21 protein-coding genes and 1 tRNA gene are annotated in these 23,939 nt (G+C 74.4%); 9 read left to right on the top strand and 13 right to left on the bottom strand.

All coding sequences use genetic code 11. The features are described from left to right. Positions 1-8: 8 nt before the first annotated feature. The 3 genes from B8281_RS09195 to argS all read right to left on the bottom strand — a co-directional run bounded on the left by B8281_RS09195 (position 9) and on the right by argS (position 4,582). Positions 9-1,349 (bottom strand): homoserine dehydrogenase, encoded by a 1,341-nt coding sequence (locus B8281_RS09195; RefSeq protein ID WP_157446609.1) that lies wholly within the window; start codon positions 1,347-1,349, stop codon positions 9-11. Positions 1,350-1,511: 162 nt separating this feature from the next. Further along, positions 1,512-2,900: a diaminopimelate decarboxylase gene (gene lysA / locus B8281_RS09190; RefSeq protein ID WP_085387551.1), complete on the bottom strand. Its 1,389-nt coding sequence runs from the start codon at positions 2,898-2,900 to the stop codon at positions 1,512-1,514. Next, positions 2,897-4,582, bottom strand: a complete 1,686-nt coding sequence (gene argS, locus B8281_RS09185) for an arginine--tRNA ligase (RefSeq protein ID WP_085387550.1) — start codon at positions 4,580-4,582, stop codon at positions 2,897-2,899. Before argS ends, lysA begins: the two co-directional genes overlap by 4 nt. A gap of 228 nt (positions 4,583-4,810) precedes the next feature. On the opposite strand from argS, the gene B8281_RS09180 reads away from it, so the two are divergent. Together B8281_RS09180 and B8281_RS09175 are read left to right on the top strand one after the other, a co-directional pair. Then, positions 4,811-4,883: transfer RNA gene (locus B8281_RS09180), tRNA-Arg, on the top strand. A 112-nt stretch (positions 4,884-4,995) separates the two neighbouring features. Next, positions 4,996-5,628: a CYTH domain-containing protein gene (locus B8281_RS09175; RefSeq protein ID WP_034655122.1), complete on the top strand. Its 633-nt coding sequence runs from the start codon at positions 4,996-4,998 to the stop codon at positions 5,626-5,628. 39 nt (positions 5,629-5,667) lie between these two features. Here the strand turns inward: B8281_RS09175 and B8281_RS09170 are convergent, their stop codons facing one another. From B8281_RS09170 to B8281_RS09155, 4 genes are all read right to left on the bottom strand, one after another. Beyond that, the gene (locus B8281_RS09170) at positions 5,668-6,231 is read right to left on the bottom strand and encodes a hypothetical protein (RefSeq protein WP_085387549.1); all 564 of its coding nucleotides are present in this window, start codon (positions 6,229-6,231) and stop codon (positions 5,668-5,670) included. 55 nt (positions 6,232-6,286) lie between these two features. Beyond that, the gene (locus B8281_RS09165) at positions 6,287-7,093 is read right to left on the bottom strand and encodes a D-alanyl-D-alanine carboxypeptidase family protein (RefSeq protein WP_085387548.1); all 807 of its coding nucleotides are present in this window, start codon (positions 7,091-7,093) and stop codon (positions 6,287-6,289) included. A 155-nt stretch (positions 7,094-7,248) separates the two neighbouring features. After that, positions 7,249-8,292, bottom strand: coding sequence for a hemolysin family protein (locus B8281_RS09160; protein WP_085387547.1), 1,044 nt, complete (start codon positions 8,290-8,292; stop codon positions 7,249-7,251). Further along, positions 8,289-9,665, bottom strand: a complete 1,377-nt coding sequence (locus tag B8281_RS09155; RefSeq protein WP_085388699.1) for a hemolysin family protein — start codon at positions 9,663-9,665, stop codon at positions 8,289-8,291. Before B8281_RS09155 ends, B8281_RS09160 begins: the two co-directional genes overlap by 4 nt. 186 nt (positions 9,666-9,851) lie before the next feature. Here B8281_RS09155 and B8281_RS09150 point away from each other — a divergent pair, with 186 nt between their 5' ends. From B8281_RS09150 to B8281_RS09140, 3 genes are all read left to right on the top strand, one after another. Then, positions 9,852-10,658 carry a response regulator transcription factor gene (locus B8281_RS09150; RefSeq protein WP_228075110.1) on the top strand — a complete coding sequence of 269 codons (807 nt, stop codon included), beginning with the start codon at positions 9,852-9,854 and terminating at the stop codon, positions 10,656-10,658. Then, the gene (locus B8281_RS09145; RefSeq protein ID WP_081600254.1) at positions 10,655-11,851 is read left to right on the top strand and encodes a cell wall metabolism sensor histidine kinase WalK; all 1,197 of its coding nucleotides are present in this window, start codon (positions 10,655-10,657) and stop codon (positions 11,849-11,851) included. The genes B8281_RS09150 and B8281_RS09145 overlap by 4 nt, the downstream gene beginning before the upstream one ends. Before the next feature lie 395 nt (positions 11,852-12,246). Then, a complete protein-coding gene (locus B8281_RS09140) occupies positions 12,247-16,074 on the top strand; it encodes a multifunctional oxoglutarate decarboxylase/oxoglutarate dehydrogenase thiamine pyrophosphate-binding subunit/dihydrolipoyllysine-residue succinyltransferase subunit (RefSeq protein WP_232322744.1) in 3,828 nt (1,275 codons plus the stop codon). Between the two features lie 186 nt (positions 16,075-16,260). Here the strand turns inward: B8281_RS09140 and B8281_RS09135 are convergent, their stop codons facing one another. Beyond that, positions 16,261-17,256: an aldo/keto reductase gene (locus B8281_RS09135; RefSeq protein WP_043655897.1), complete on the bottom strand. Its 996-nt coding sequence runs from the start codon at positions 17,254-17,256 to the stop codon at positions 16,261-16,263. A gap of 108 nt (positions 17,257-17,364) precedes the next feature. On the opposite strand from B8281_RS09135, the gene B8281_RS09130 reads away from it, so the two are divergent. Both B8281_RS09130 and B8281_RS09125 read left to right on the top strand, forming a co-directional pair. Next, positions 17,365-18,279, top strand: a complete 915-nt coding sequence (locus tag B8281_RS09130) for an aldose 1-epimerase family protein (protein ID WP_082774797.1) — start codon at positions 17,365-17,367, stop codon at positions 18,277-18,279. A gap of 88 nt (positions 18,280-18,367) precedes the next feature. Beyond that, positions 18,368-18,991 carry a GDSL-type esterase/lipase family protein gene (locus B8281_RS09125; protein ID WP_031316757.1) on the top strand — a complete coding sequence of 208 codons (624 nt, stop codon included), beginning with the start codon at positions 18,368-18,370 and terminating at the stop codon, positions 18,989-18,991. Between the two features lie 78 nt (positions 18,992-19,069). Here the strand turns inward: B8281_RS09125 and B8281_RS09120 are convergent, their stop codons facing one another. From B8281_RS09120 to B8281_RS09110, 3 genes are all read right to left on the bottom strand, one after another. Next, a complete protein-coding gene (locus tag B8281_RS09120; protein WP_061269170.1) occupies positions 19,070-19,873 on the bottom strand; it encodes a hypothetical protein in 804 nt (267 codons plus the stop codon). Between the two features lie 62 nt (positions 19,874-19,935). Continuing rightward, positions 19,936-20,535, bottom strand: a complete 600-nt coding sequence (locus B8281_RS09115) for a PadR family transcriptional regulator (RefSeq protein WP_085388698.1) — start codon at positions 20,533-20,535, stop codon at positions 19,936-19,938. After that, positions 20,535-21,464 carry a DUF4097 family beta strand repeat-containing protein gene (locus B8281_RS09110; protein WP_085387545.1) on the bottom strand — a complete coding sequence of 310 codons (930 nt, stop codon included), beginning with the start codon at positions 21,462-21,464 and terminating at the stop codon, positions 20,535-20,537. Before B8281_RS09110 ends, B8281_RS09115 begins: the two co-directional genes overlap by 1 nt. Positions 21,465-21,693: 229 nt before the next feature. Here B8281_RS09110 and B8281_RS20110 point away from each other — a divergent pair, with 229 nt between their 5' ends. Continuing rightward, on the top strand, positions 21,694-21,768 hold the full coding sequence (locus B8281_RS20110) for a 50S ribosomal protein bL37 (protein WP_099052597.1): 75 nt from the start codon (positions 21,694-21,696) through the stop codon (positions 21,766-21,768). 110 nt (positions 21,769-21,878) lie between these two features. Here the strand turns inward: B8281_RS20110 and rsrA are convergent, their stop codons facing one another. After that, a complete protein-coding gene (gene rsrA / locus B8281_RS09100) occupies positions 21,879-22,214 on the bottom strand; it encodes a mycothiol system anti-sigma-R factor (RefSeq protein ID WP_021483111.1) in 336 nt (111 codons plus the stop codon). Further along, positions 22,211-22,939, bottom strand: a complete 729-nt coding sequence (locus B8281_RS09095) for a sigma-70 family RNA polymerase sigma factor (protein WP_051028241.1) — start codon at positions 22,937-22,939, stop codon at positions 22,211-22,213. Before B8281_RS09095 ends, rsrA begins: the two co-directional genes overlap by 4 nt. Before the next feature lie 304 nt (positions 22,940-23,243). Here B8281_RS09095 and B8281_RS09090 point away from each other — a divergent pair, with 304 nt between their 5' ends. Continuing rightward, a complete protein-coding gene (locus B8281_RS09090) occupies positions 23,244-23,870 on the top strand; it encodes a DoxX family membrane protein (protein ID WP_085387543.1) in 627 nt (208 codons plus the stop codon). Positions 23,871-23,939 lie beyond the last annotated feature (69 nt).

Raw genomic sequence — 23,939 nt, 5'->3', positions numbered from 1 at the left:
GTGGGCCATCAGGCTCCCTCGACTCTCAGGACGGACGTGATCGTGCGGACGGGCTCGAGCTCGGCGACCGCCGCGACGGTGGCCGACAGCGCCGACTCCGGCGCCGCGTGCGTGGTGATGAGGAGCTCCGCGACGCCCGGCTCGGCGACGTCGGCCCCGCCGCGCGCCGTCGGCTGGCGGACCGCCTCGATGGACACGCCGTGCTCGGCGAGCGCGTGCGCGACCTGCGCGAGCACGCCCGGGCGGTCCTCGACGTCGAGGCGCACCTGGTAGCGCGTGACCGCGGCGCTCGCCGGGAGGATCGGGAGCTCGGCGTACGTGGACTCCTGCGGCCCCTTGCCCCCGAGCACGCGGTGGCGGGCGGCGGAGACGACGTCGCCCAGGACGGCGGACGCCGTCGGGGCGCCGCCCGCGCCGCGCCCGTAGAACATGAGCTCGCCCGCGGACTCCGCCTCGACGAACACCGCGTTGAACGAGCCGCGCACGTTCGCGAGCGGGTGCGAGGTCGGCACGAGCGCGGGGTGCACGCGCACGGACACGCCCGCCTCCGCGCCGGTGGCGTCGCCGTCGCGCCGCTCGGCGATGGCGAGGAGCTTGATGACGTGGCCCGTCTGCGCGGCCCACGCGACGTCGTCGGCCGTGACGGCCAGGATGCCCTCGCGCGCGACGTCGTCGAGGGACACGCGCGTGTGGAACGCGAGGCTCGCGAGGATCGCCGCCTTGGCCGCGGCGTCGTACCCCTCGACGTCCGCCGTCGGGTCCGCCTCCGCGTAGCCGAGGTCCTGCGCCTCGCGGACGGCCTCGTCGAGGCCCCTGCCCGTCGAGGCCATCTGGTCGAGCACGTAGTTGGTCGTCCCGTTGACGATGCCGAGCACGCGCCGCACGCGGTCGCCCGCGAGCGACTCGCGCACCGGGCGGACGATGGGGATCGCGCCCGCGACGGCGGCCTCGAAGTAGATGTCCACCCCGGCGGCGTCGGCCGCCTTGTAGAGCGTGGGGCCGTCCTCGGCGAGCAGCGCCTTGTTCGCCGTCACGACGGCGGCGCCGGCCTCGATCGCGCGCAGCAGCAGCGACCGCGCGGGCTCGGTGCCGCCCATCACCTCGACGACGATGTCGGCACGCTCGACGAGGCCCGCCGCGTCCTCCGTGAGCAGCGACCGGTCCACCGCGGCGTCGCGCGGCGCGGACGCGTCCCGGACCGCGATCCCGACGAGCTCCAGGGGTGCCCCGACCCGGGACGCGAGGTCGTCGGCCTGCTCCGTGAGCAGCCGCGCGACCTGGGTGCCGACGACGCCGCACCCCAGCAGGGCGACGCGCAGGGGCGGGTGGGACTCGGCGGCAGACGGCACGACGGACCTTCCTCGGGTGGTCAGGACGGGTGCGGCACCGCGCACGGTCCGGGTCGTGCCCGGGTGGCGCGGGAGCCGCAGGCACAGGATACGGCGACGGGTCCGCCCGCCCGGGGCGTGCCCACAGGTCGGATGCCGACCGGCGGGCACGACCCGGTGAGGTCAGCCCTCGTCGAGCGCGAGCAGGTCCTCGACGGTCTCGCGCCGCACGAGCACGCGGCTCGCGCCGTCGTGCACGGCGACCACGGGCGGACGCGTCAGCAGGTTGTAGTTCGACGCCATCGAGCGGCCGTACGCCCCCGTGGCGGGCACCGCGAGCAGGTCGCCCGCCCGCACGTCGCCGGGGAGCAGCACCTCGTGCACGACGATGTCGCCGCTCTCGCAGTGCTTGCCCACGACGCGCGCGAGCACGGGCCCGGCCTCGGACGCCCGCCCGACGACCTCCGCGTGGTACTGCGCCGCGTAGAGCGCGGGGCGGATGTTGTCGCTCATGCCGCCGTCCACCGACACGTACGTGCGCACGCGCCCGTCGTCGAGGGTCACGGGCTTCACGGTGCCGACCGTGTAGAGCGTGAGACCGGCCGGCCCGACGATCGCGCGCCCCGGCTCGATCGAGAACCGCGGCAGCGGAGTGCCGAGCTCCGCGGCCACCGCCTCGACCGCGCGCGCGACGTCCTTCGCGACGCGCTCCGGGTCGAGCGCGACGTCGCCCGGGAGGTACGCGATGCCGTAGCCGCCGCCGATGTCGACCTCGTCGACGAGCACGCCCGAGCGGTCCGCGAGCCGCGCCCGCAGCTCCAGCACGGCGCGCGCCGCGACCTCGAAGCCCGAGGGGTCGAGGATCTGGGAGCCGATGTGCGAGTGGATCCCGAGCAGGTGCAGCTCGGGGCGCGCGACGACGTCGAGCAGCGCGGTCATCGCCGGGGAGTCGCCGGCCGGTCTGCCGTCCGCGGGGCGCGACGACGCGACCGACAGCCCGAACTTCTGGTCCTCGTGCGCGGTCGAGATGTACTCGTGCCCGCCCGCGTGGACGCCCGTCGTCACGCGGACCATGACGGGCGCGACGACGCCGCGCTCCCCCGCGAGGCGTGCGACCCTCTCGACCTCGACGAGCGAGTCGACGATGATCCGACCCACGCCCTCGTCGAGCGCGCGCCCGATCTCGGCGTCGGACTTGTTGTTGCCGTGCAGGCCGATCTCGGGACCGGGGACGCCGGCGCGCAGCGCGACGGCGAGCTCTCCCCCGCTCGCGGTGTCGACGCGCAGGCCCTCCTCGCGCGCCCAGCGCGCGACGGCGACCGTGAGCAGCGCCTTGCCCGCGTAGTACACGTCGACGTCCGACCCGACGGCGCGGAACGCCGTCTCGAACGCCGTGCGGTACGCGCGCGCCCGGGCGCGGAAGTCCGCCTCGTCGAGCACGTACGCGGGCGTCCCGTGCTCGGCCGCGAGCGTGCGGACGTCGACGCCCGCGACCTCGACGACGCCGTCGTCCCGGCGCCGCACGCCGCGCGACCACGGCTCGCCGGGGTGACCCGGCAGGCTCGTGCTCACATGCGCTCCGGCGCGGTCACGCCGAGCAGCCCCAGGCCGTTGGCGAGGACCTGGCGCACCGCGTCGTTGAGCCACAGGCGCGTGCGGTGCGTGTCCGTGACCTCCTCGTCCGGGTAGGGCAGGACGCGCTGCGACTTCTGCTGGTACCACGTGTGGTAGTCGCCGGCCAGGGCCTCGAGGTAGCGCGCGACGCGGTGCGGCTCGCGCAGCTCGGCCGCCTGGGCGACGATGCGCGGGAACTCGGTGAGGCGGCCGACGAGCGCCGCCTCGCTCGGGTGGTCGAGCAGCGCGGGCTCGAACCCGTCGGCGCGCGCGACGCCGCGGTCGGCCGCGTTGCGGTCCACCGCCGCGGTGCGCGAGTGCGCGTACTGCACGTAGTAGACCGGGTTCTCGTTCGTCGCCCGCGCGAGCAGGTCGAGGTCGAGGTCGATGTTCTGGTCCGCGGACGAGCGCGCGAGGGAGTAGCGCGCGGCGTCGACGCCGACGGCGTCCACGAGGTCCTCGAGGGTCACCACGTTCCCGGCGCGCTTGGCCATGCGCACCGGCTTGCCGTCCTTGACGAGGTTGACCATCTGCCCGATGAGGAGCTGGAGGTTCTTCCCCGGAGTGTCGCCGAACGCGGCGCACACGGCCATCATGCGGCCCACGTACCCGTGGTGGTCGGCGCCGAGCATGATGATGACCTCGTCGAAGCCGCGCTCGCGCTTGTCGAGGTAGTAGGCGATGTCGCCCGCGATGTAGGCCGCCTCGCCGTCGGACTTGATGACGACGCGGTCCTTGTCGTCACCGAAGTCGGTCGTGCGCAGCCAGGTCGCGCCGTCCTTCTCGAACATGTGACCGGACGCGCGCAGGCGCTCGACGGCGCGCTCGACGGCGCCCGACTCGTGCAGCGAGTCCTCGTGGAAGTAGACGTCGAAGTCGACGCCGAAGTCGTGGAGCGACGACTTGATCTCGCCGAACATGCGCTCGACGCCGCGCGCGCGGAAGACCTCCTGCGCCTCGGCGTCCGGGAGCGTGCGCGGGTCGGGGTCGCCCGCGGCGACGGCGTCGGCGACGACCGCGTCCGCGATCTCGGTGATGTACTCGCCGCCGTACCCGTCCTCCGGTGCCTCCTGGCCGCGCGAGCGCGCGAGGAGCGAGCGCGCGAAGCGGTCGATCTGGGCGCCGTGGTCGTTGAAGTAGTACTCCCGCGTCACGTCCGCGCCGCTCGCCTCGAGCACGCGCGCGAGCGAGTCGCCGACGGCGGCCCAGCGGACGCCACCGATGTGGATGGGCCCGGTCGGGTTCGCGGAGACGAACTCGAGGTTGACCTTCTTGCCCGACTCGGAGTCGCCGCGCCCGTACGCCGGGCCGGCCTCGACGATCGTGCGCGCGAGCTCGCCCGCGGCGGCCGCGTCGAGCGAGATGTTGAGGAAGCCGGGACCGGCGACGTCCACGGCCCGGATGCCCGGGTGCGCGGCGAGGCGGCGCGCGAGGTCCTCGGCGAGCGCCCGCGGCGTCGTGCCCGCCTTCTTCGCGAGCTGCAGCGCGACGTTCGTGGCCCAGTCGCCGTGCTCGCGCTGGCGGGGTCGCTCCACGTGGACGCGCTCGGGGACCGCGGTCGGGTCCAGGGCGAGGGTGCCGTCGGCGACGGCGGCGGCCAGGGCAGCGCTCAGCGCTTCGGAGAGCTCGTCGGGGGTCACCGGGCGATTCTACCGAGGCACGGGGGCCGTCCGTCGCGCCATTTCACCGCCGCCCGTCCACCGCGCCGACGGCCGGGCCCGCTCCCCCGCGTCTCCGCGCCGGGCCGGAGCACCAGGGTGGCGCACCCGGTCGGCGCGCCCCGGTCGGCAGCCGACCGCGGCCGGGTCCGCGCACCCCCTGCGGGCTGGTAGTCTCGTGCATCGCGTCGGCGGTCACCGTCGGCGCTCGCCCTCGTAGCTCAGTGGATAGAGCGTCTGCCTCCGGAGCAGAAGGTCGTAGGTTCGAATCCTATCGAGGGCACCCGCACCGCTCCCACGAGCCCGGCCCGCCTCGCGCGGCCGGGCTCGCGCCGTCTCCGGGCCCGCTGCGCGAGGTCCCGCCACGACCCGCGCGCTCCCGCTACGGTGGGCCCATGACCGACGGCGGCTACGGGGACTTCGAGTTCGAGCGCCGGTTCCTCGTGCGCGAGCTGCCCGAGGACCTGCGCGACGCGCCCGCGCTCATCGTGCAGAGCTACTACCTGGCCGACGAGGGGTACGCGCTGCGGCTGCGCGCGAAGGTGCCCACGGTCGACGCGACGATGGACGCGACGACCGACCCGGTCCGGCTCCTCGACCGCTACGCCCCCGCCGTCGACCTGTGCACGCTCACCGTCAAGGGCCCGATGGCCGGCGGCACGCGCTACGAGGCGGAGCGCGAGGTCGACGTGGCGGTGGGCGTCCAGATGATCCGCCGCGGCGGTGCGCGCGTCGTCAAGACCCGCTACTCCGTGTGGGTCGGGGCCGACGGCTGGGTCGTCGACGTGTTCGGCGGGGCGAACCACCCGCTCGTCGTCGCGGAGTGCGAGCGCACCGGTCCCGTCACGGACCTGCAGATCCCCGCCTTCTGCGTCACCGAGCTCACGGACGATCCCCGGTTCTCCAACGACGCGCTCGCGGGCCGCCCCTACGGCGCGTGGCGCGAGGAGTTCGAGGCCGAGCTCGCCGCGTCCGGCCCGCGGTTCCTCCAGGACTTCGGCCGCAACGAGCGGCTCTCCGGCCCGTAGGCACCGCGCGGGCACGCGCCCGGACGCCCGGTCCTCGGGTCAGCGCAGCGCGTCCGCAGCCGCGCACACCGCGGCGACGTCGAACCGGACCGTGCGCCCGTCGACCGGCACCCACCCGGGCTCGTGCCCGAACAGGACCGCCCACGGCAGCGCGCCGGGCGACACGTGCTCGCGCGCCCGGTCGTGCGCGCGCGCCTCCGCGACCTCGCGCTCGACGGCGTCCTCCAGCGCGACGAGGTCGGCCCGCACCGCGTCGCCCTTCTCCGTGAGCCGGCGTGACCGTCCCGACTCCAGGTAGCCGTCGTGGCGGGCGCTGCGCACGACCCGGCGGGCGGCGTCGTGCACGCGGAGGCGCAGGGCGTCGTCGGAGGGGTCGAGCGCGACGCGCGCGCCCTCGCCCGCCGTCCCGCCGAAGAGGGTCGACAGCGCGAGGTGCTCGCGCTCGGAGGCACGCGACGCGTCGAGGAGGACGAGGACCGGAGGCTCGCCGGGCGCCGTCGGCTCCACGCGGACGAGGCCGCCCACGGCGAGGCTCAGCACCTGCGCGGCGAGCGCGTGCTCGGGACGGCGCAGGACGACCGCGGCGAGGAGCAGGTCGGCCACGGTCCGACGATACGGCGCGGGGCGGCCGGGCGCGGGGCGGCCGGCCGGGGGCGCGTCAGGAGTTCTGGATCTCCTCGACGCCCTGGACGAACTCGAAGTGCCAGGGCTCGTAGGCGCCGCTGCCGCCGCGCTTGGCCCACGCCGGGTTGGCCCAGCCGTACGTGGCGCCGTTCTGGTTGATCCACGCGTAGACCTCGCGCGAGCCGGTCTCCACGGAGCAGAGGTCGATCGCGAGCCCCCACCCGTGCATGGACCAGCCGGGGGGCGCCGCGAAGGCGCCGCGGGAGGACTTGAGCGAGACCTGCGTCGAGAGCGTGCGGTACGACGACACGAGGCAGAGGTCCCGGCCGAAGGTGGCCCGGAACGCCTCGTTCATCGCGGAGAGCGCGACGGCCGCGTCGGGTCGCAGGTGCTCGTCCGCCTGCCACAGCTCGCACAGGGCGTGCTCGTCGAGCTTGCCGTTCGTGCCCTCGGGCCGGACGGTCGGGTCGCAGCCCGGCAGCGGGTCGCGCGCGGCGGAGCGGGAGGCCGCCTCGCGGCGCACCTCGACGCGGGGCGCGGCGGCGACGCTCGGGGAGACGGCGGGTGCGGTCGCGGCGGCGGTCGCGAGGTCGAGCGCGCTCGGGCCGACGGGGCGGGTCTCCGGCTCGAAGGGCGACCCGCTGCCGAGCGCGTCGTCGGCGCCCGCGGAGAGCGGCATCGCGATGGTCGCGGCGGCGAGCGTCCCGAGGACGGCGACGCGCGGCACCCAGCGGTGCTGGCTGGAGACCTGTGCCTGGGGGCGGCGACGCCGGGAGCCCTGCTCCGCCTCGCGCCGGGCCCGTCGTGAGTCGAGGGCGGGTGCGCCGTGCTGCGACTCCACCCGCCACCTGCCTCTCACGTCGTCGGGGTGGCTCCGAGCCACCGATGACCGATCAATCACGGAACAGTAACGAAGGGCTCCGGCGATGCCAAGTCCCCTGCTCAGAGCCTCGGCGGAGCGCCCTCGGGCACCCTCGCGCCGGCCGGGACGCCGGCCTAGTGCCGGCGCTGCATCGCGTCGCGCACCTCGCCGACGAGCTCCTCGAGGATGTCCTCGAGGAAGACCACCCCGAGCGCGCCCCCGCCCTCGGGACCGTCGACGCGCGCCAGGTGCGCCCCCGAGCGCTGCATGGCGCGCAGCGCGTCCTCCACCTCGTCGTCGGGCGCGGCGGCCGCGAGCGCCCGCACGCGCCACGACGGGACCGGGGCCTCGCGCGTCGTCTCGTCCGCGTAGAGCACGTCCTTGACGTGCAGGTAGCCCACGAGGTCGCCCGTGACGTCCGCGACGGCGAACCGGGAGAAGCCGGTCTTGGCGACCAGGCGTTCGACCTCATCGGGCGTGCACCCCTCGGTGACGGTGACGAGGTCCGCGACGGGGACCATGACGTCCTGCGCGGTGCGCTCGGAGAACTCGATGGCCCCGGACAGCAGCCCCTGCTCGTCGCGCAGCACGCCCTCGGCCTGGGAGTGCTCGACGATGGACTGCACCTCCTCGGCGGTGAACGCCGACGCCACCTCGTCCTTCGGCTCGACGCCCGTGGCGCGCACCGCGTGGTTCGCGAGCCAGTTGAGCGCGACGATGACGGGGCGCAGCACGCGCCCGATCCACACGAGCGGCGGGCCGAACCACATCACGGCCGTCTCCGGCCCGGAGACCGCGAGGTTCTTCGGGACCATCTCGCCGAGCACCACGTGCAGGTAGACGACGATCGCGAGCGCCACGACGAACGCGATCGGGTGCGCGAGCGCGGTGCTCACGCCGAGCGCGTGCAGCGGGTCCTCGATGAGGTGCGCGATGGCCGGCTCCGCGACGACGCCCAGTCCCGTGGAGCAGACGGTCACGCCGAGCTGGGCGCACGCGAGCATGAGCGACACGTGCTCCATCGCCCACAGGACCGTCTGGGCGCGGCGGTTGCCCTGCGCGGCGAGCGGCTCGATCGCCGAGCGGCGCGCGGAGATCACCGCGAACTCGGCGCCGACGAAGAACGCGTTGCCGGCGAGCAGGAGGAGCGCGACGAGGAGCGCGGTGGTCGAGCTCATGCGTCCCCCTCCGTCGGTGTCGCGCGGACCGAGAGCCGCTCGACGCGCCGCCCCTCCATCGCCTCCACGCGCAGCACCACGCGGTGCCGGCCCTCGCCCGCGGCGATCTCGTCGCCGGGCTCGGGGACGCGGCCGAGGCGGGCCATGACGAGGCCGCCGAGCGTCTCGTAGGCGCCGTCCTCGGGGACGCGCAGCCCGGTGACCTCGGTGAGTTCGTCGGGCCGCATGACGCCGGGCACGAGCCACGAGCCGTCCGCGCGGCGGGCCGCGCCGGAGCGCCGGGGGTCGTGCTCGTCCGCGACGTCGCCCACGAGCTCCTCGACGACGTCCTCGAGCGTGACGACGCCCGAGGTGCCGCCGTACTCGTCGACCACGACCGCCATCTGGAGGCCGAAGCCGCGGAGCTCGACGAGGAGCGGGCCGAGCCGCACCGTCTCGGGCACCCGCGGGGCGTCGGCCATGAGGGCCGCCGCGGGGACCTCGTGGCGCCGCTCGTAGGGGACGGCGACGGCGCGGCGCAGGTGGACGAGGCCGACGACGTCGTCGCGGTCCTCGCCGATGACGGGGAACCGCGAGTGCCCGGTGCGCCGGGCGGCGTCGACGACGTCCGCGGCGGTCGCGTCCCGGTCCACGACGACCATGCGCATGCGGTCGGTCATGACGTCGACGGCGCTCAGCTCGTCGAGCTCGATCGAGTTGGTGAGGAGGGTCGCGACGGAGACGTCGAGCGTGCCCTCCTGGGCGGAGCGGCGCACGAGGGCGGCGAGCTCGGACGCCGAGCGGGCGCCCGACAGCTCCTCGCGCGGCTCGACGCCGACGCGGCGCAGGATCGCGTTCGCCGAGCCGTTGAGCACGGCGATGACCGGCCGGAACAGCTTGGTGAACTGCCGCTGCACGGGCACGACCTGCCGCGCGGTGGCGTAGGGCGCGCTGAGCGCGAAGTTCTTGGGGATGAGCTCGCCGAAGAGCATCGAGACGAAGTTCACGACGAGCAGCGCGAGCACGCCCGCGAGGACCGCGGAGGCCGCGTGGCCGAGCGGCGTCGAGCTCAGGGCGTCCCCGAAGAGCGCGAGGAGCGCGGGCTGCGCGGTGTACCCGAGGAGGATCGTGGTGAGGGTGATGCCGACCTGCGCCGAGGAGAGCTCGGTCGACAGGTGCTTGAGCCCGGCCCGGACGCTGCGGTCGCGGCGGTCGGGGCCGCCCGGCCCGCCCGACGGCGGGGAGCCGCGTCTGTCGCCCTCCTGGTCGGCGTCGTCCCCGGCGGGGAGGACGGCGGGGTCGAGGGTGACCAGGGAGAACTCGCTGGCCACGAAGACGGCGGTACCTGCGGTGAGGAGCACCCCGAGCGCGACCATGACCCAGTCGCCTACCACGAGGTGCTCCACCGATATCGGGAGGTGCTCTTCATCGTGCCGACGATGTTAGCGCTCGCCCGTCGCGCGGCGCCCGGGAGGGACGGCCCGGCGGCCCCCGGGCGGCACCGCACGAGCGCGCGACCTGGTCCCCCGACGACGACGAAATCCGGCCGACCTGGGCCGACGTGTGCCACGCTGTATCCCATGGCAGATCCGAGGGCAGCGAGCGCAGCACCGACCGGCGCGGGGGCCGGTCCCGTCCCCGGCCGCGGGCCCGTGCCCACGACCGCCCCGGTGGCCGGCGGCGGCACCCCGCAGCAGGCGGCCACGGTCCTCGTCGTCGAGGACGAGCCCGCGATCGCGACCGCCATCGCGCAGCGGCTGAGCGCGGAGGGCTGGCGCGTCGAGGTCGCGCGCGACGGCCTGTCCGCCGTCGACGCCGCGGCGCGCCTGCGCCCGGACGCGATCGTCCTCGACGTCATGCTCCCCGGCATCGACGGCCTCGAGGTCACGCGCCGCATCCAGGCGGAGCAGCCCGTCCCGATCCTCATGCTCACCGCGCGCGACGACGAGACCGACATGCTCATCGGGCTCGGCGTCGGCGCGGACGACTACATGACGAAGCCGTTCTCCATGCGCGAGCTCGTCGCGCGCATCAAGGCGCTGCTGCGCCGCGTCGACCGCGCCACGCAGGCCGCGAGCTCCGCCCCGAGCGACCCGCCCATGACGGTGGGCGACGTGACGATCGACAAGGCCCAGCGCCGCGTCTACCGCGCGGGGGAGGAGGTCCACCTCACGCCCACCGAGTTCGAGCTGCTCGTCATGCTCGCGAGCTCGCCGAAGACGGTCCTCACGCGCGAGCGCCTGCTCGCCGAGGTGTGGGACTGGGCCGACGCCAGCGGGACGCGCACCGTCGACTCCCACATCAAGGCGCTGCGCCGCAAGCTCGGTGCGGACCTCATCCGCACGGTCCACGGCGTCGGCTACGCGTTCGAGCCGCCCGCCGGATGACCTCCTCCCCCGCCGACCCCGCCGGCGGCACGGACCCGGGCCAGGCGCAGGCTCCCGGCCCGGCGCGGCCGGGACCGCACCGGGCCCACACGATCCGCCCGCACCTCCCCGACGTCCGGCCGCTCGACTCGTTCCGCTCGCTGAAGATCAAGCTCGGCGTGCTGGTCGCCGCGACGGTGACGCTCGCCGTCCTCATCACGTGGATCGGGCTGCAGAACCAGCTCGGGCCGTCACGCACGTTCCCGCTCGCGATCGTGCTGTCGCTGCTGCTCACGCAGCTCCTCGCGCGCGGTATGACGTCCCCCCTGCGGGAGATGACCGCCGCCGCCCGGGCGATGGCCGACGGCGACTACACGCGGCGCGTGCGCGCCACGAGCCGCGACGAGGTGGGCCAGCTCGCGGTCGCGTTCAACGTCATGGCGGAGGACCTCGCGACGAGCGACCAGGTGCGCCGCGAGCTCATCGCGAACGTCTCGCACGAGCTGCGCACCCCGATCGCGGCGCTCCAGGCCCAGCTCGAGAACGTCGTGGACGGGGTGACGCCCCCGACGCCCGCGACGATGGAGATGTCGCTCGCGCAGACCGAGCGCCTCACGCGGCTCGTCGCGTACCTCCTGGACCTGTCGCGCATCGAGGCGGGCGCGGCGGCGCTCAACATCACCCAGATCGACGTCGGCGACTTCCTCGAGGAGAACGCCGAGGCCGTGTCGATGGTCGAGGCGGGCAAGCAGCTGCGCTACGTCGTCGACGTCACGCCCCCGGACCTCGTGCTCGAGGCGGACCGCGAGCGGCTGCACCAGGTCGTGACCAACCTCCTGCAGAACGCGATCCGGCACTCGCCGCAGGGCGGGGAGATCCGGCTCGAGGCGTACCCGGTGGACGACGACGTCGTGCTGGAGGTCGTCGACGAGGGCCCCGGGATCGCCAAGGAGGACCGCGAGCGGATCTTCGAGCGGTTCGCCCGGGCCAGCGCGACGGGCGCGCACACGACGACGGGCGGCTCGACGGGCGGCACGGGGATCGGGCTCGCGATCGTGCGCTGGGCGGTGGACCTGCACGGCGGCCGGATCGAGGTCGCGGACTCGCGCCGGGGGGCGACGATGCGCGTCACGCTGCCCGCGCACGCGGGCTCCGCGCCGTTCCCGCCCGAGGACGGCGACGCGTCGTACCCGGCGCACCCCGACGTGCGGTGACTCCGTCCTGACAGCGCGCGCACCCGCCCGCGCTCGTGCGTGAGATGCGTCACACCGCCGCGCGGAGATACCTCGGGATGGCGTGGAATTCCGCGATCTTGCCCTCCGACGAGGTGCGCGTGGGGTCACGTTTGCCTGGCCCAGACACGGCGTGAAGAACCCGCGAACAGGCCGCGCCGGAACGCTCGGCCCAACGCCCGAGGCCGACGACGAGGGCCTAGGCTGGAGTGGTCCGGAACCCGGACGAGCCCGTGCCGACGTCGGGGGCGCCGCAGCAGCGGTGCGCCGTCGTGCCACGGTCGCGGGCTGTGACCGACAGCGACCTGTGTGTGAAAGTGGGCGATCCTCGCGTGTCCCCGAAGGCTGAGTCAGAGGCGATCAGCGACGCAAGCTCCGTGTTCGGAGCGAACGAGTGGCTCGTCGACGAGCTGTACGAGCAGTACCTCCAGGACAAGAACGCGGTAGACCCCGCGTGGTGGGACTTCTTCGAGGACTACCGCCCTGCGGAGCGCTCGGACGCCGACACCACGAGCGACGCCCCGGCGGCGCCCGCGAACGGGTCCGTCCCGGCCGCGGCACCCGCGAACGGGTCCCGCCCGGCCGCGGCGAACGGCTCGCCCGCTCCGGCGGCGCCCGCAGCGCCGGCACCCGCAGCGCCGACCGCCGTGACGGACGGCTCGGCCGCCGCCGAGGCCGCGCAGCGCGTCAAGCCGCCGAAGCTCCCGGCCGACCCGGCGGTCAACGCCGCGGTCGAGGCCGTGCACGCGTCGCGCCCCGTCGCGACCGCCCAGCCCGCGACGGCGCCGTACGCCCAGGTGCCCGCGCGCAAGGTCGCCGGCGCTCCCGCGCCCGAGGACCAGGCCACGGACGACGTGCAGAAGCTCCGCGGCCCGGCCGCGCGCGTCGTGACGAACATGGAGGCCAGCATCCAGGTGCCGACGGCGACGTCGGTGCGCGCGGTGCCGGCCAAGCTCATGGTCGACAACCGCATCGTCATCAACAACCACCTCGCGCGCGGTCGCGGCGGCAAGATCTCGTTCACGCACCTCATCGGGTTCGCGCTCGTCGAGGCGCTGGCCGACATGCCGGTGATGAACGCGAGCTACACGCAGATCGAGGGCAAGCCCGCGATCAACCAGCCCGCGCACGTGAACTTCGGGCTCGCGATCGACCTGGCGAAGCCCGACGGCTCGCGCCAGCTCCTCGTGCCGAGCATCAAGAAGGCCGAGACGATGGACTTCGCCCAGTTCTGGGCGGCCTACGAGGACCTCGTGCGCCGTGCGCGCGGCGGCAAGCTCGGCGTCGACGACTTCGCGGGCACCACGATCTCGCTCACCAACCCGGGCGGCATCGGCACCGTGCACTCGGTGCCGCGCCTCATGCAGGGTCAGGGCACGATCATCGGCGTCGGCGCGATGGACTACCCCGCGGAGTTCGCGGGCGCCTCGACCGAGCGGCTCGCCCGCCTGGGCATCTCGAAGGTCCTGACGATCACGTCGACCTACGACCACCGCATCATCCAGGGCGCGCAGTCCGGCGAGTTCCTGCGCATCCTGTCGCAGAAGCTCCTCGGCGAGGACGGCTTCTACGACCGCGTGTTCGCCGCGCTGCGCATCCCCTACGAGCCGGTGCGCTGGGTCCGCGACAACACGACGGACGCCGAGATCGAGGCGGCCAAGCCCGCCAAGATCGCCGAGCTGGTGCACTCCTACCGCTCGCGCGGCCACCTCATGGCCGACACCGACCCGCTCGCGTACCGCCAGCGCAAGCACGGCGACCTCGACATCCAGAACCACGGCATGACGCTGTGGGACCTCGACCGCACGTTCCCCACGGGCGGGTTCGGCGGCCGCACCAAGTCGACGCTGCGCGACATCCTCGGCCTGCTGCGCGACTCCTACTGCCGCACCGTCGGCGTGGAGTACATGCACCTCGCCGACCGCACGCAGCGCAAGTGGCTCCAGGAGCGCCTCGAGTCCGGGTACGCGCGCACGCCGCGCGAGGACCAGCTCCGCATCCTGCGCCGCCTCAACTCCGCCGAGGCGTTCGAGACGTTCCTGCAGACGAAGTTCGTCGGGCAGAAGCGCTTCTCGCTCGAGGGCGGCGAGGCGCTCATCCCGCTGCTCGACGCGATCCTGTCGAAGGCCGCGGAGAACGGCCTCGACGAGGTCGGCATCGGCATGGCGCACCGCGGGCGGCTCAACGTGCTCGCCAACATCGCGGGCAAGAGCTACGCGCAGATTTTCGCCGAGTTCGAGGGCAACCTCGACCCGAAGAGCGTCCAGGGCTCGGGCGACGTGAAGTACCACCTCGGCACCGAGGGCGTCTTCACGGCCGAGACCGGCGCGACGACGAAGGTCTACCTCGCGGCGAACCCCTCCCACCTGGAGGCGGTCGACCCGGTGCTCGAGGGCATCGTGCGCGCCAAGCAGGACCGCATCGACCTGGGCGGCGACGGCTTCTCCGTGCTGCCGATCCTCATCCACGGCGACGCGGCCTTCGCGGGCCAGGGCGTCGTGCCCGAGGTGCTCAACCTCGCGCAGCTGCGCGGGTACCGCACCGGCGGCACCGTGCACGTCATCATCAACAACCAGGTCGGCTTCACCACGGGTCCGTCGTCGTCGCGCTCGACGACGTACGCGACCGACGTCGCCAAGGGCTACCAGGTCCCGATCTTCCACGTGAACGGTGACGACCCCGAGGCGTGCGTGCGCGTCGCCGAGCTCGCCTTCGCGTTCCGCGAGCAGTTCGACCGCGACGTGATCATCGACATGATCTGCTACCGCCGCCGCGGTCACAACGAGGGCGACGACCCCTCGATGACGCAGCCGCTCATGTACAACCTCATCGAGGCGAAGCGCTCGGTGCGCAAGCTGTACACCGAGAACCTCGTCGCGCGCGGGGACATCACGCTCGAGGAGGCCGAGCACGTCCTCCAGGACTACCAGGCCCAGCTCGAGCGCGTCTTCACGGAGACCAAGGAGGGCGGTTTCACGCCCGCCGCGGACCGCGAGCCGGTCGCCGGTCTCGAGCGCCCGGAGTCCCAGCTCGAGGACGCCGGCACGATGGTCGGCTGGAAGACGGCGATCGACCGCTCGGTCCTCGAGCGCGTCGGCCAGGTGCACGTCGCGCCGCCGGAGGGCTTCACCGTCCACCCCAAGCTCGCGCAGCTCCTCGAGAAGCGTCGGCAGATGTCCGTCGAGGGCAACATCGACTGGGGCTTCGGCGAGCTCGCCGCGTTCGGCTCGCTCCTCGTCGAGGGCACCCCGGTGCGCCTCGCCGGCCAGGACTCGCGCCGCGGCACGTTCGTGCAGCGCCACGCCGTCCTGCACGACCGCGAGACGGGCGCCGAGTGGACGCCGCTGCTCTACCTGTCGGCGGACCAGGCGAAGTTCTGGGTCTACGACTCCTCGCTCTCGGAGTACGCCGCGCTCGGGTTCGAGTACGGCTACTCGGTCGAGCGCCCCGACGCGCTCGTGCTCTGGGAGGCGCAGTTCGGCGACTTCGTCAACGGCGCCCAGACGGTGATCGACGAGTTCATCTCGTCCGCCGAGCAGAAGTGGGGCCAGTACTCGTCGGTCGTCATGCTCCTCCCCCACGGCTACGAGGGCCAGGGGCCGGACCACTCGTCCGCGCGCATCGAGCGCTTCCTCCAGCTCGCTGCCGAGGACAACATGACGGTCGCGCAGCCGTCCACGCCGGCGTCGTACTTCCACCTGCTCCGCCGGCAGGCGTACGCGCGCCCGCGCCGTCCGCTCATCGTCTTCACGCCGAAGCAGCTGCTGCGCCTCAAGGCCGCCGCGTCGAGCGTCGAGGACTTCACGACCGGCACGTTCCGCCCGGTGATCCCGGACGCGTCGGCCGACCCGGCGAAGGTCGACCGCGTGCTCCTGTGCACGGGCCGCGTCTACTACGACCTGCTCGCCGAGCGCACCAAGCGCGGCGACGAGGGCGTGGCGCTGGTCCGCCTCGAGCAGCTGTACCCGCTCGACGTCGACGGCATCCGGGCCGAGCTCGCGAAGTACCCCGGCGCCGAGGTCGTCTGGGTCCAGGACGAGCCCGAGAACCAGGGCGCCTGGTCGTTCGTGCACATCAACCTGCCCGAGGACCTGCCGCGCGTGAGCGTCGTCTCCCGCCCGGCGTCGGCCTCCACGGCCGCCGGCACGGCGAAGAAGCACCAGGCGCAGCAGGCCGTGCTGCTGGAGCAGGCGTTCGCCCGCTGACCGGCTCGCACGACCCGCGCACGACGAAGGCCCCCTCCGCACGGAGGGGGCCTTCGTCGTCGGTGCGTCCGTCGCCTGCCGGCGCGGCTCGCGTGGGCCACGACGGGGAGCGGCGAGATCGACCCGAGCGCCCGAGATCGGCCCTCAGGAGGCCGACGTGGCGACGCGCGGGTCGATCTCGCGGGACTACCAGCGGTCGTGGATCTTCTCGCGCAGGTAGCGGTCGTAGATCTCGCGCACGCCCGACGTGAAGAGCGGGCCGAGGACGTCCGCGTCGCCCGCGGCGGCGTTCGACCGCGCCTGCTCGACGTTGCGCGCGCCGGGGATGACGGTCGACACGCCCGGCTGCTGCCAGACCCACGCGATGGCCACCTGGGCCGGGGTGAGGTCCTGCCCGACGACGTCGTGCACGAGCGTGGTGAACTCGGCCGCCGCCTGGACGCCGGTCTCGAAGTCGACGCCCGAGAACGTCTCGCCGACGTCGAACGCGCTGCCGTCGCGGTTGTACGTGCGGTGGTCGTCCGCGGCGAACGTCGTGTCCTTCGTGTACTTCCCGGACAGCAGCCCGGACGCGAGCGGGACGCGCGCGATGACGCCGACGCCGGCGTCGGACGCCGCGGGCAGCACCGCGTCGAGCGGCTTGAGCCGGAACGCGTTGAGGATGATCTGCACCGTGGCGACGTGGGGGCGCGCGATGGCCGTGAGGGCCTCGTCCACGGTCTCGACGCTCACGCCGTAGCTCGCGATCGCACCCTCGGCGACGAGCGTGTCGAGGCCGTCGTAGACCTCGTCGCGCGAGTAGACGGCGGTCGGCGGGCAGTGCAGCTGCACGAGGTCCAGCCGGTCGGTCCGCAGGTTGCGGCGCGAGCGGTCGACCCACTCGCGGAACTTGGCGAGCGTGTAGTTGTCGGCGTCCTGCGGCTCCCGGCGGCCCATCTTCGTGGCGACCGTGATCCCGTGGCCGGGGTTGTCGGCGAGGTAGGAGCCGATGATCTGCTCGCTGCGCCCGTCGCCGTAGACGTCCGCGGTGTCGAAGAACGTCACGCCGGCCTGCGCGGAGGCGTCGAGGACGGCGCGCGCGTCGTCCTCGCTCACGTCGCCCCAGTCGGCGCCGAGCTGCCAGGTTCCCAGTCCGACGACCGAGACGAGCCGTCCCGTCCGCCCGAGCACCTGTCGTTCCATCGTTCCTCCTCGTGCTGCGTCGGGTGCGCCGGAAGACACACCCGGGCACCGAGTCTGACGGGCGTGGGCGCATCGCGCACCCGCGCACGCCGAGTACCGTATGTGAGCGTGAACACCCATGCCCCCTCAGGAGCCCAGGTCCGCATCGCCCACGGCGACCACGCAGCGACGATCACCGAGGTCGGAGCGGCCGTCCGCGAGTACGCGGTGGGGGGCCGGCCGGTCTTCACGCCCTTCGGCGAGGACGAGGTGTCGCCCGCGTTCAACGGCGCCGTCCTGCTCCCCTGGCCCAACCGGCTGCGCGACGGGCAGTACACGGTCGACGGCACGACGTACCAGGTCCCGATCTCGGAGCCGGACCGCGGGACCGCGCTGCACGGCCTCGCGTGCTGGCAGCGCTGGACGGTCGTCGAGCACGAGGCCGCGCGCGCGACGCTCGAGCTGCACCTGCCGCCGTCGCCGGGCTACCCGTTCGACCTCGTCGCCCGCGTGACGTACTCGCTCGACGACGCGGGGCTGCGCGTCCACGTCCGCACGACGAACGTCGGCACGGCGACCGCCCCGTACGGCGTCGGCTTCCACCCGTGGCTCTCGGCGGACGGCGCGGACCTCGACGCGTGCACGCTGCGCCTGGACGCCGCGACGCGTGTCACGACCGACGAGCGGCTCCTGCCGACCGGCACCGAGCCCGCCACCGGCACGTTCGACCTGCGCGAGCCGCGCCTGCTCGCGGGCGTCGACCTCGACGACGCGTACGTCGACGTGCTGCGCGACGAGGACGGGCTGTCCTGGATCCGCCTCACCGCGCCCGACGGCCGCACGGCCGCCGTGTGGATGGACGGCTCGATGGACACGTGGCAGGTCTGCACGGGCGACCACGTCGGCGACGTCGCGTTCCGCCGCACCGGCGTCGCCGCCGAGCCGATGAGCTGCGTCGCGGACGCGTTCCGCACGGGCGAGCGCCTCGTCCGGCTCGAGCCCGGGGCGTCCCACGAGGTGACCTGGGGAGCGACGCTGGCCTGAGGCGTCCGGGCGCCGCGGCGACCCCCGCGCGGGTCGACACGCCGTCCGCACCGGCTCGGATCGACCCGCGCGGCCCGCGTCGGGGAGAATGGCGCTCGTGGAAGACGCGGTGAGTCGTGAGGTACGGATCTGCGTCGTCGGCGACGAGCTGAGCGCCGGCGTCGGCGACGCGAAGGCCCTGGGGTGGGCGGGGCGCGTCGTCGCGCGCACGCGCTTCCCCCAGCCGGCGTACGTGTTCCCGCTCGCCATCCCCGGCGAGACGACGACGGCGCTCAGCCAGCGCTGGGAGGCGGAGACCGCGCGCCGGTTCTCCCCCGAGCCGGACGTCGACAACCGCCTCGTCATCGGCCTCGGCCGCCACGACCTCGACGCGGGGCTGTCGGTCGCGCGCTCACGCCTCAACCTCGCGAACGTGCTCGACGTCGCGGAGTCCCACCGCCTGCCCACGTTCGTCGTCGGGCCGCCGCCGGGCCACGCGCAGGACGCGGAGCGCCTCGCGGAGCTGTCCCACGCGTTCTCGGACGTCGCGAACCGGCGCCGCGTCCCCTACGTCGACACGTTCAGTCCGCTCGTCACGCACGAGCAGTGGCTCGCCGACCTCGCGCAGAGCGGGAACGGCTTCCCCGGCCAGGCGGGCTACGGGCTCATGGCGTGGCTCGTGCTGCACACCGGCTGGCACGCGTGGCTCGGGCTGCCCGACGACACCGTCTGAGCCCGCGCAGGGACGCACGAGCGAGGGGGAGGCGTGGTCGCGGACCACGCCTCCCCCTCGCCGTCGGGGCGGTACCGCTCAGCCGCGCGAGACCGTGAGGTCGCCCGAGACGGTGCTCGCCGACACGTAGGCGCCGCCCGCGCCGTGCTGGTCGACGTGGTCGACGGACGTGGTGCGCTGCGCGCTGGAGTCGAGCCGCACGCCGTCGAGCACGGCCTTGCCGGTGACGCTGCGGGCCTTGAGGTTCACGGCCGAGCCGGCGCCGAGGCGCACGGCCACGTCGCCGGAGACCGTGCGCGCGTCGACGAGCGGGGTGCTCTCGCGCGCCACGACCTCGACGCCGCTCGTGACGGTGCTGACCGACACGCGCCCGAGCGTGCCGCCGAGCGTGACGGTGCCGGACGCGGTGGTCACGTGGACGTCGCCGACGTGCTCGCCGACGTCGACGGAGCCGGTGGCCGTGCGGACCGACGCCGTGCCCGAGACGCCCTGGACGCGGACGGCGCCGGTCCCGGTCGTGACGGACACGTCCGCCCGCGTCCCGACGACGGTCGCCGCGGCGCGCGCGGTCGTCACCTTGAGCGGGACGCTCGCGGGCACGGTGACCCGCACGACGGCGCGGTCCTTGTCGCGCAGGCCCTTCGCGCGGTCGACGAGGCCCTCGATGCCGGCGAAGTCGTACCCGACGCGCAGCTCGCCGTCGTGCACGCTCACCTGCAGCGGGCGCTCGGACACCTCGCTCACGTCGAGGTGCGCCCCGCTCTCGCGGCCGGGGTCGGCGACGACGTCGACCGACCCGTCCGTGAGCTGGACGACGACGCGCCGGACGTCCGCGACGTCGACGCTCCGGGGGGCGTTGATGACCCAGGACTCGGTGCTCATGCGCTTCTCCTCGTTCGGTTCTCTGGTGCGTGGTCGGTCGTTGCGGGTTCTGGGATCGTCCGTCAGGGCAGGGTCGCCCGCACGGCCCGGCGGGCGCTGTCGAGCACGGTGCGCAGCGTGTCGACCGTCAGCTCGGGCACGCCGCCGGCCGCGTCGGCCCGGCGCAGGTCCGCGCGGAGCTCGTCGCGGAACCGCTGGAGCACGGCCTCGGCCTCGGCGCGCCGCGCGGTCGACTCGCGGCGACGGGTGTCGGGCTCGCCGTCGCGCGGACGGGCGCGGGCGCTCTGGGCGGCGGCCGCGAGCTCGGCGCGTAGCCCCCGCAGCGACCCCTGCACGTCGGCGCGCAGCGCCTCGGCGCGCTGGCGCACCGTCTCGGCGATGCCGTGCTCGAGCGCGGCGACGTCCGCGCGCCGCGCCTCGATCTCGGCGCGCCCCGCGGGGGTCAGCTCGTACGTCGTCTTGCGCCCGTCGGCGCTGCGGTGGACCAGGCCCTCGTCCTCGAGTCGCGCGAGGCGCGGGTAGATCGTCCCGGCGCTCGGGCGGTACGTGCCCCCGAACCGCTCGGAGAGCTCGGTGATGAGCTCGTACCCATGCTTGGGGCCGGACGCGAGGAGCGCCAGCAGGTAGAGCCGGAGCTGGCCGTGGGCGAAGACGGTGGCCATCAGCGGTCCACCGGGCCGCTCGTGGAGGCCGGTCGCCCGGCGGGCGCACCGGGGCTGCCCCACGCCGGGGCGTCCGGGGCCGCGTCCTGCACCGGGGGCGCATCGACCGGGGCGGACGACGTCCCGGCCGTCCCCCGCAGGACCGTGACGTCGCCCGAGACGGCCGAGACGCGGACGGGCGCGCCCGCGCCGAGCCGCGCCGCACGGTGGAAGGAGCGCGCGGACCCGCGCTGCTCCTCGCCGTCGACGTCGAGCCGGCCGCTGAGGCAGCGCACGGCGTAGTCCATCGCGTCCGGGTCGGGCAGGCGCACGAGCACGTCGGCGGAGACGGCGCTCACCGTGATCTCGCCCGGGGTCGTGCGCGTGTCGACGGTCACGGAGCCGGAGACCGAGTCGAGCCGCAGCGAGCGCAGCGCGCCCGTGGCGGTGAGGCCGCCAGAGACGGACTCCATCCGGACCGGGCCGTCGTGCTCGCTCGCGGCGACCTCGCCGGAGACGGTGTCGACGCGCAGCGGGCCGCGCGTCCGGCTCGTCATGACGGCGCCGGACACGGTCGCGAGCCGCACGCCCTCGCGGGCGCCCGCGACGAGCGCCTCGCCCTGCACGGTCGCGACCTCGACCTGCGCGCCCGCCGGGACGGCGACGTGGACCTCCGCGGCGTCCTTGCCGGTGTACGTGCGGAAGCGCTCGAGGAAGCCCTTCCAGCCCGCCTCGAACGGGCCGTAGCCCACCCGGAGCGTCGTCCCGTCGAGCCGCACCTCGAGCGCGCGCCCGCTCACGGAGTGCACCTCGACGCGCGCGTCGGTCCGTGCCGGGTCCTCGTGCGCGACGACGTCGATGCGCCCGCCGATCATCGTCGCGTCGAGCCGGCGCACGAGCGCGAGGTCGATGGCCTGCGGACCGGTGAGGGCCCAGAGCTCCTGCGTCATCCCGCGCTCCGTCCTGGTCGCCGCGCGCCATCTCGACCAGGACGGCCGGAAGGCACTCGCGATATATCTCGTTCTGCCAGACACGATATATCGCGTGCTCGACCGTGACAAGGGGTCGCGTGTGGGACCATGGGAGACGGACTGGACACGCCGAGACCGGTCGTTCCACGTCGACACCCGTCGAGAACCGCCGAGACCGGCAGCACTCCCCGACCGTCAGGAGAACACCATGAGCAAGCGCGGACGCAAGCGTCGCAGCCGCAAGGGCAACGCCGCGAACCACGGCAAGCGCCCCAACGCCTGAGACGGCGCAGCCCCCGCGAGGGGGAGCACGGGAGAGGGCCCGGACCGACGTCGTCGGTCCGGGCCCTCTCTCGTGCGCGCGGGACCCAGGGGCTGGCCCCCGGGCTCGGGTCAGCGCGTCTCGACGACCGTCGTCGTCGTGACCATCACGGTGAGCTGCGTGTGGATGCGCTCCCGCAGCCCTGCCGGCGCCTTCTCGTGGCACGAGCGGCGCACGAGCTGCTTGACGAGCTCCTCGACGCTCAGCTCGGCCAGGCACGGCGAGCAGTGCGCGACGTGCTGGCGCATGCGCAGCTCGTCGTCGGGCGTCATCTCGGAGTCCAGGTACTCGTACAGGTGCGTGAGCGCGTGCTCGCACTCGGACTCGCCCGCGGTCGAGTGCGGGATCGGGGTCACCGGCTCCTCGACCGGACCCCGTCCGGGCTCACGGGTCTCTGACGTGCTCACGACTCACCTCCGGGGCTCTTCGCGCCCACCAGTCCTCGCCTCGCGGCGTAGTCGGCCAGCAGCTCGCGCAGCTGGCGCCTGCCTCGGTGCAGGCGGGACATGACCGTGCCGATCGGTGTCCCCATGATCTCCGCGATCTCCTTGTACGGGAAGCCCTCGACGTCGGCGTAGTACACGACCATGCGCCGGTCCTCGGGGAGCTCCTGGAGCGCGCGCTTGACGTCCGAGTCCGGCAGGCGGTCGAGCGCCTCCGCCTCGGCCGAGCGCAGGCCCTGCGACGTGTGCGACGCCGCGCGCGCGATCTGCCAGTCCTCGACGTCGTCCGTCTGCGCCTGCTGCGGCTCGCGCTGCTTCTTGCGGTACGTGTTGATGAACGTGTTCGTGAGGATCCGGTACAGCCACGCCTTGAGGTTCGTGCCCGGGCGGTACTGGTGGAACGCCGCGAAAGCCTTCGCGAACGTCTCCTGCACCAGGTCCTCGGCGTCCGAGGGGTTGCGCGTCATCCGCAGCGCCGCGGAGTACAGCTGGTCGAGGTACTGCAGGGCGTCCCGCTCGAACCGGGCGGCGCGCGCGGCGTCGCTCTCGGCCTCCGGGGCGCGGTTCGTGTCCTCGGCGTCCGTCGCGTCGGCGGGCGGCGTGCCGGCGGGCGCACCGTCGTCCGGCGTCGTTCCCGACGTCGTCGCAGGGCTGCCGGAGACGTCGCTGCCGGAGATTCGCTCTGTCATCAACAACGAGCCTAGTCCCCCGTTCGTCTGGGTGTTCGATGAGGCGTCCCGCGCACGGCTCGGCACCGACCACGCGGCGGCGAACGCGGCGTCCGGCGCCGGGGTCGTCGACGCGACCCGGGCGGCGGGTGCGGGAGTCTGGAGCAGGGCGGTCACGAGGGGTGCAACCCGCGAGCGCCTCTGGGCATTCCCGGCCCGGGCACCGCCGCGGGTGGCGCCGTCCCGGGGGGCGCGGCAGGCTGGGACCCACCGGAGGACGCCCGCCCAGGGCACCGGCGAGTCACCAGCGATGAGGAGAGAACCGATGCTGCTGCGTCACCTCGCGAGGCCCATGCTGGCCTCGTGGTTCGTCTACGACGGGGTCCAGGCCGCGCTCAAGCCGGCGGAGCACGTGCGGGCCGCGCGCGCGGGCGTCGAGCTCGTCGAGAAGCGCGTCGGCATCGAGGCCCCGCTCAGCGAGCGGCAGGTGACGACGCTCGTCCGCGCCCACGGCGCGGCGACGGCGGTCGCGGGCCTGTGCCTCGCCGTCGGCAAGGCGCCCCGGACCGCCGCGCTCGCGCTCGCCGCGCTCACGGTCCCGCTCGCCGTCGTCAACCAGCCGTTCACGGGCGGCGAGGCCACGCGCACCGAGCGGACGCGGAAGTTCGTCGCGAACGTCGGGGCGATCGGGGCCGCGCTCATCGCGGGCGCCGACTACGAGGGCCGCCCGGGCGTCCAGTGGCGTCTCGAGCGGGCGCGGCACGACCTCGCGCTCGCCAAGCAGGCGAAGCAGGAGGCCGTCGTCGCGGGGGCGAAGAGCACCGCGAAGGACGTGTCGCGCTCGGCTCGCCGCGCCGCGAAGGCCGCCCAGGACGCCGCGCAGCACGCCGCGAGCACCACCGCGGGCGCCGTGCACGACGCCGGGGCCGCCGTCCGCGCCAAGGTCGCCTGACGCGTCGCACCGCGCGGCCGCGCCCGTCCGCCGGCCGCGCCCGTCCGCCGGGCGGGACCGGCCGCCGTC

This window comes from Cellulosimicrobium sp. TH-20 (assembly GCF_002105775.1).
GTDB classification, from domain to species: domain Bacteria; phylum Actinomycetota; class Actinomycetes; order Actinomycetales; family Cellulomonadaceae; genus Cellulosimicrobium; species Cellulosimicrobium funkei.
This window is presented reverse-complemented; position numbering and strand designations above follow the sequence as displayed.

Coding starts and splice junctions, on each gene's coding strand:
- B8281_RS09175 (WP_034655122.1), top strand. CDS start 4,996: ATGACCGACGGCGGCTACGGGGACTTCGAGTTCGAGCGCCGGTTCCTC.
- B8281_RS09160 (WP_085387547.1), bottom strand. CDS start 8,292: ATGAGCTCGACCACCGCGCTCCTCGTCGCGCTCCTCCTGCTCGCCGGC.
- B8281_RS09150 (WP_228075110.1), top strand. CDS start 9,852: ATGGCAGATCCGAGGGCAGCGAGCGCAGCACCGACCGGCGCGGGGGCC.
- B8281_RS09145 (WP_081600254.1), top strand. CDS start 10,655: ATGACCTCCTCCCCCGCCGACCCCGCCGGCGGCACGGACCCGGGCCAG.
- B8281_RS09135 (WP_043655897.1), bottom strand. CDS start 17,256: ATGGAACGACAGGTGCTCGGGCGGACGGGACGGCTCGTCTCGGTCGTC.
- B8281_RS09125 (WP_031316757.1), top strand. CDS start 18,368: ATGGCGCTCGTGGAAGACGCGGTGAGTCGTGAGGTACGGATCTGCGTC.
- B8281_RS09120 (WP_061269170.1), bottom strand. CDS start 19,873: ATGAGCACCGAGTCCTGGGTCATCAACGCCCCCCGGAGCGTCGACGTC.
- B8281_RS09115 (WP_085388698.1), bottom strand. CDS start 20,535: ATGGCCACCGTCTTCGCCCACGGCCAGCTCCGGCTCTACCTGCTGGCG.
- B8281_RS09110 (WP_085387545.1), bottom strand. CDS start 21,464: ATGACGCAGGAGCTCTGGGCCCTCACCGGTCCGCAGGCCATCGACCTC.
- B8281_RS09095 (WP_051028241.1), bottom strand. CDS start 22,939: ATGACAGAGCGAATCTCCGGCAGCGACGTCTCCGGCAGCCCTGCGACG.
- B8281_RS09090 (WP_085387543.1), top strand. CDS start 23,244: ATGCTGCTGCGTCACCTCGCGAGGCCCATGCTGGCCTCGTGGTTCGTC.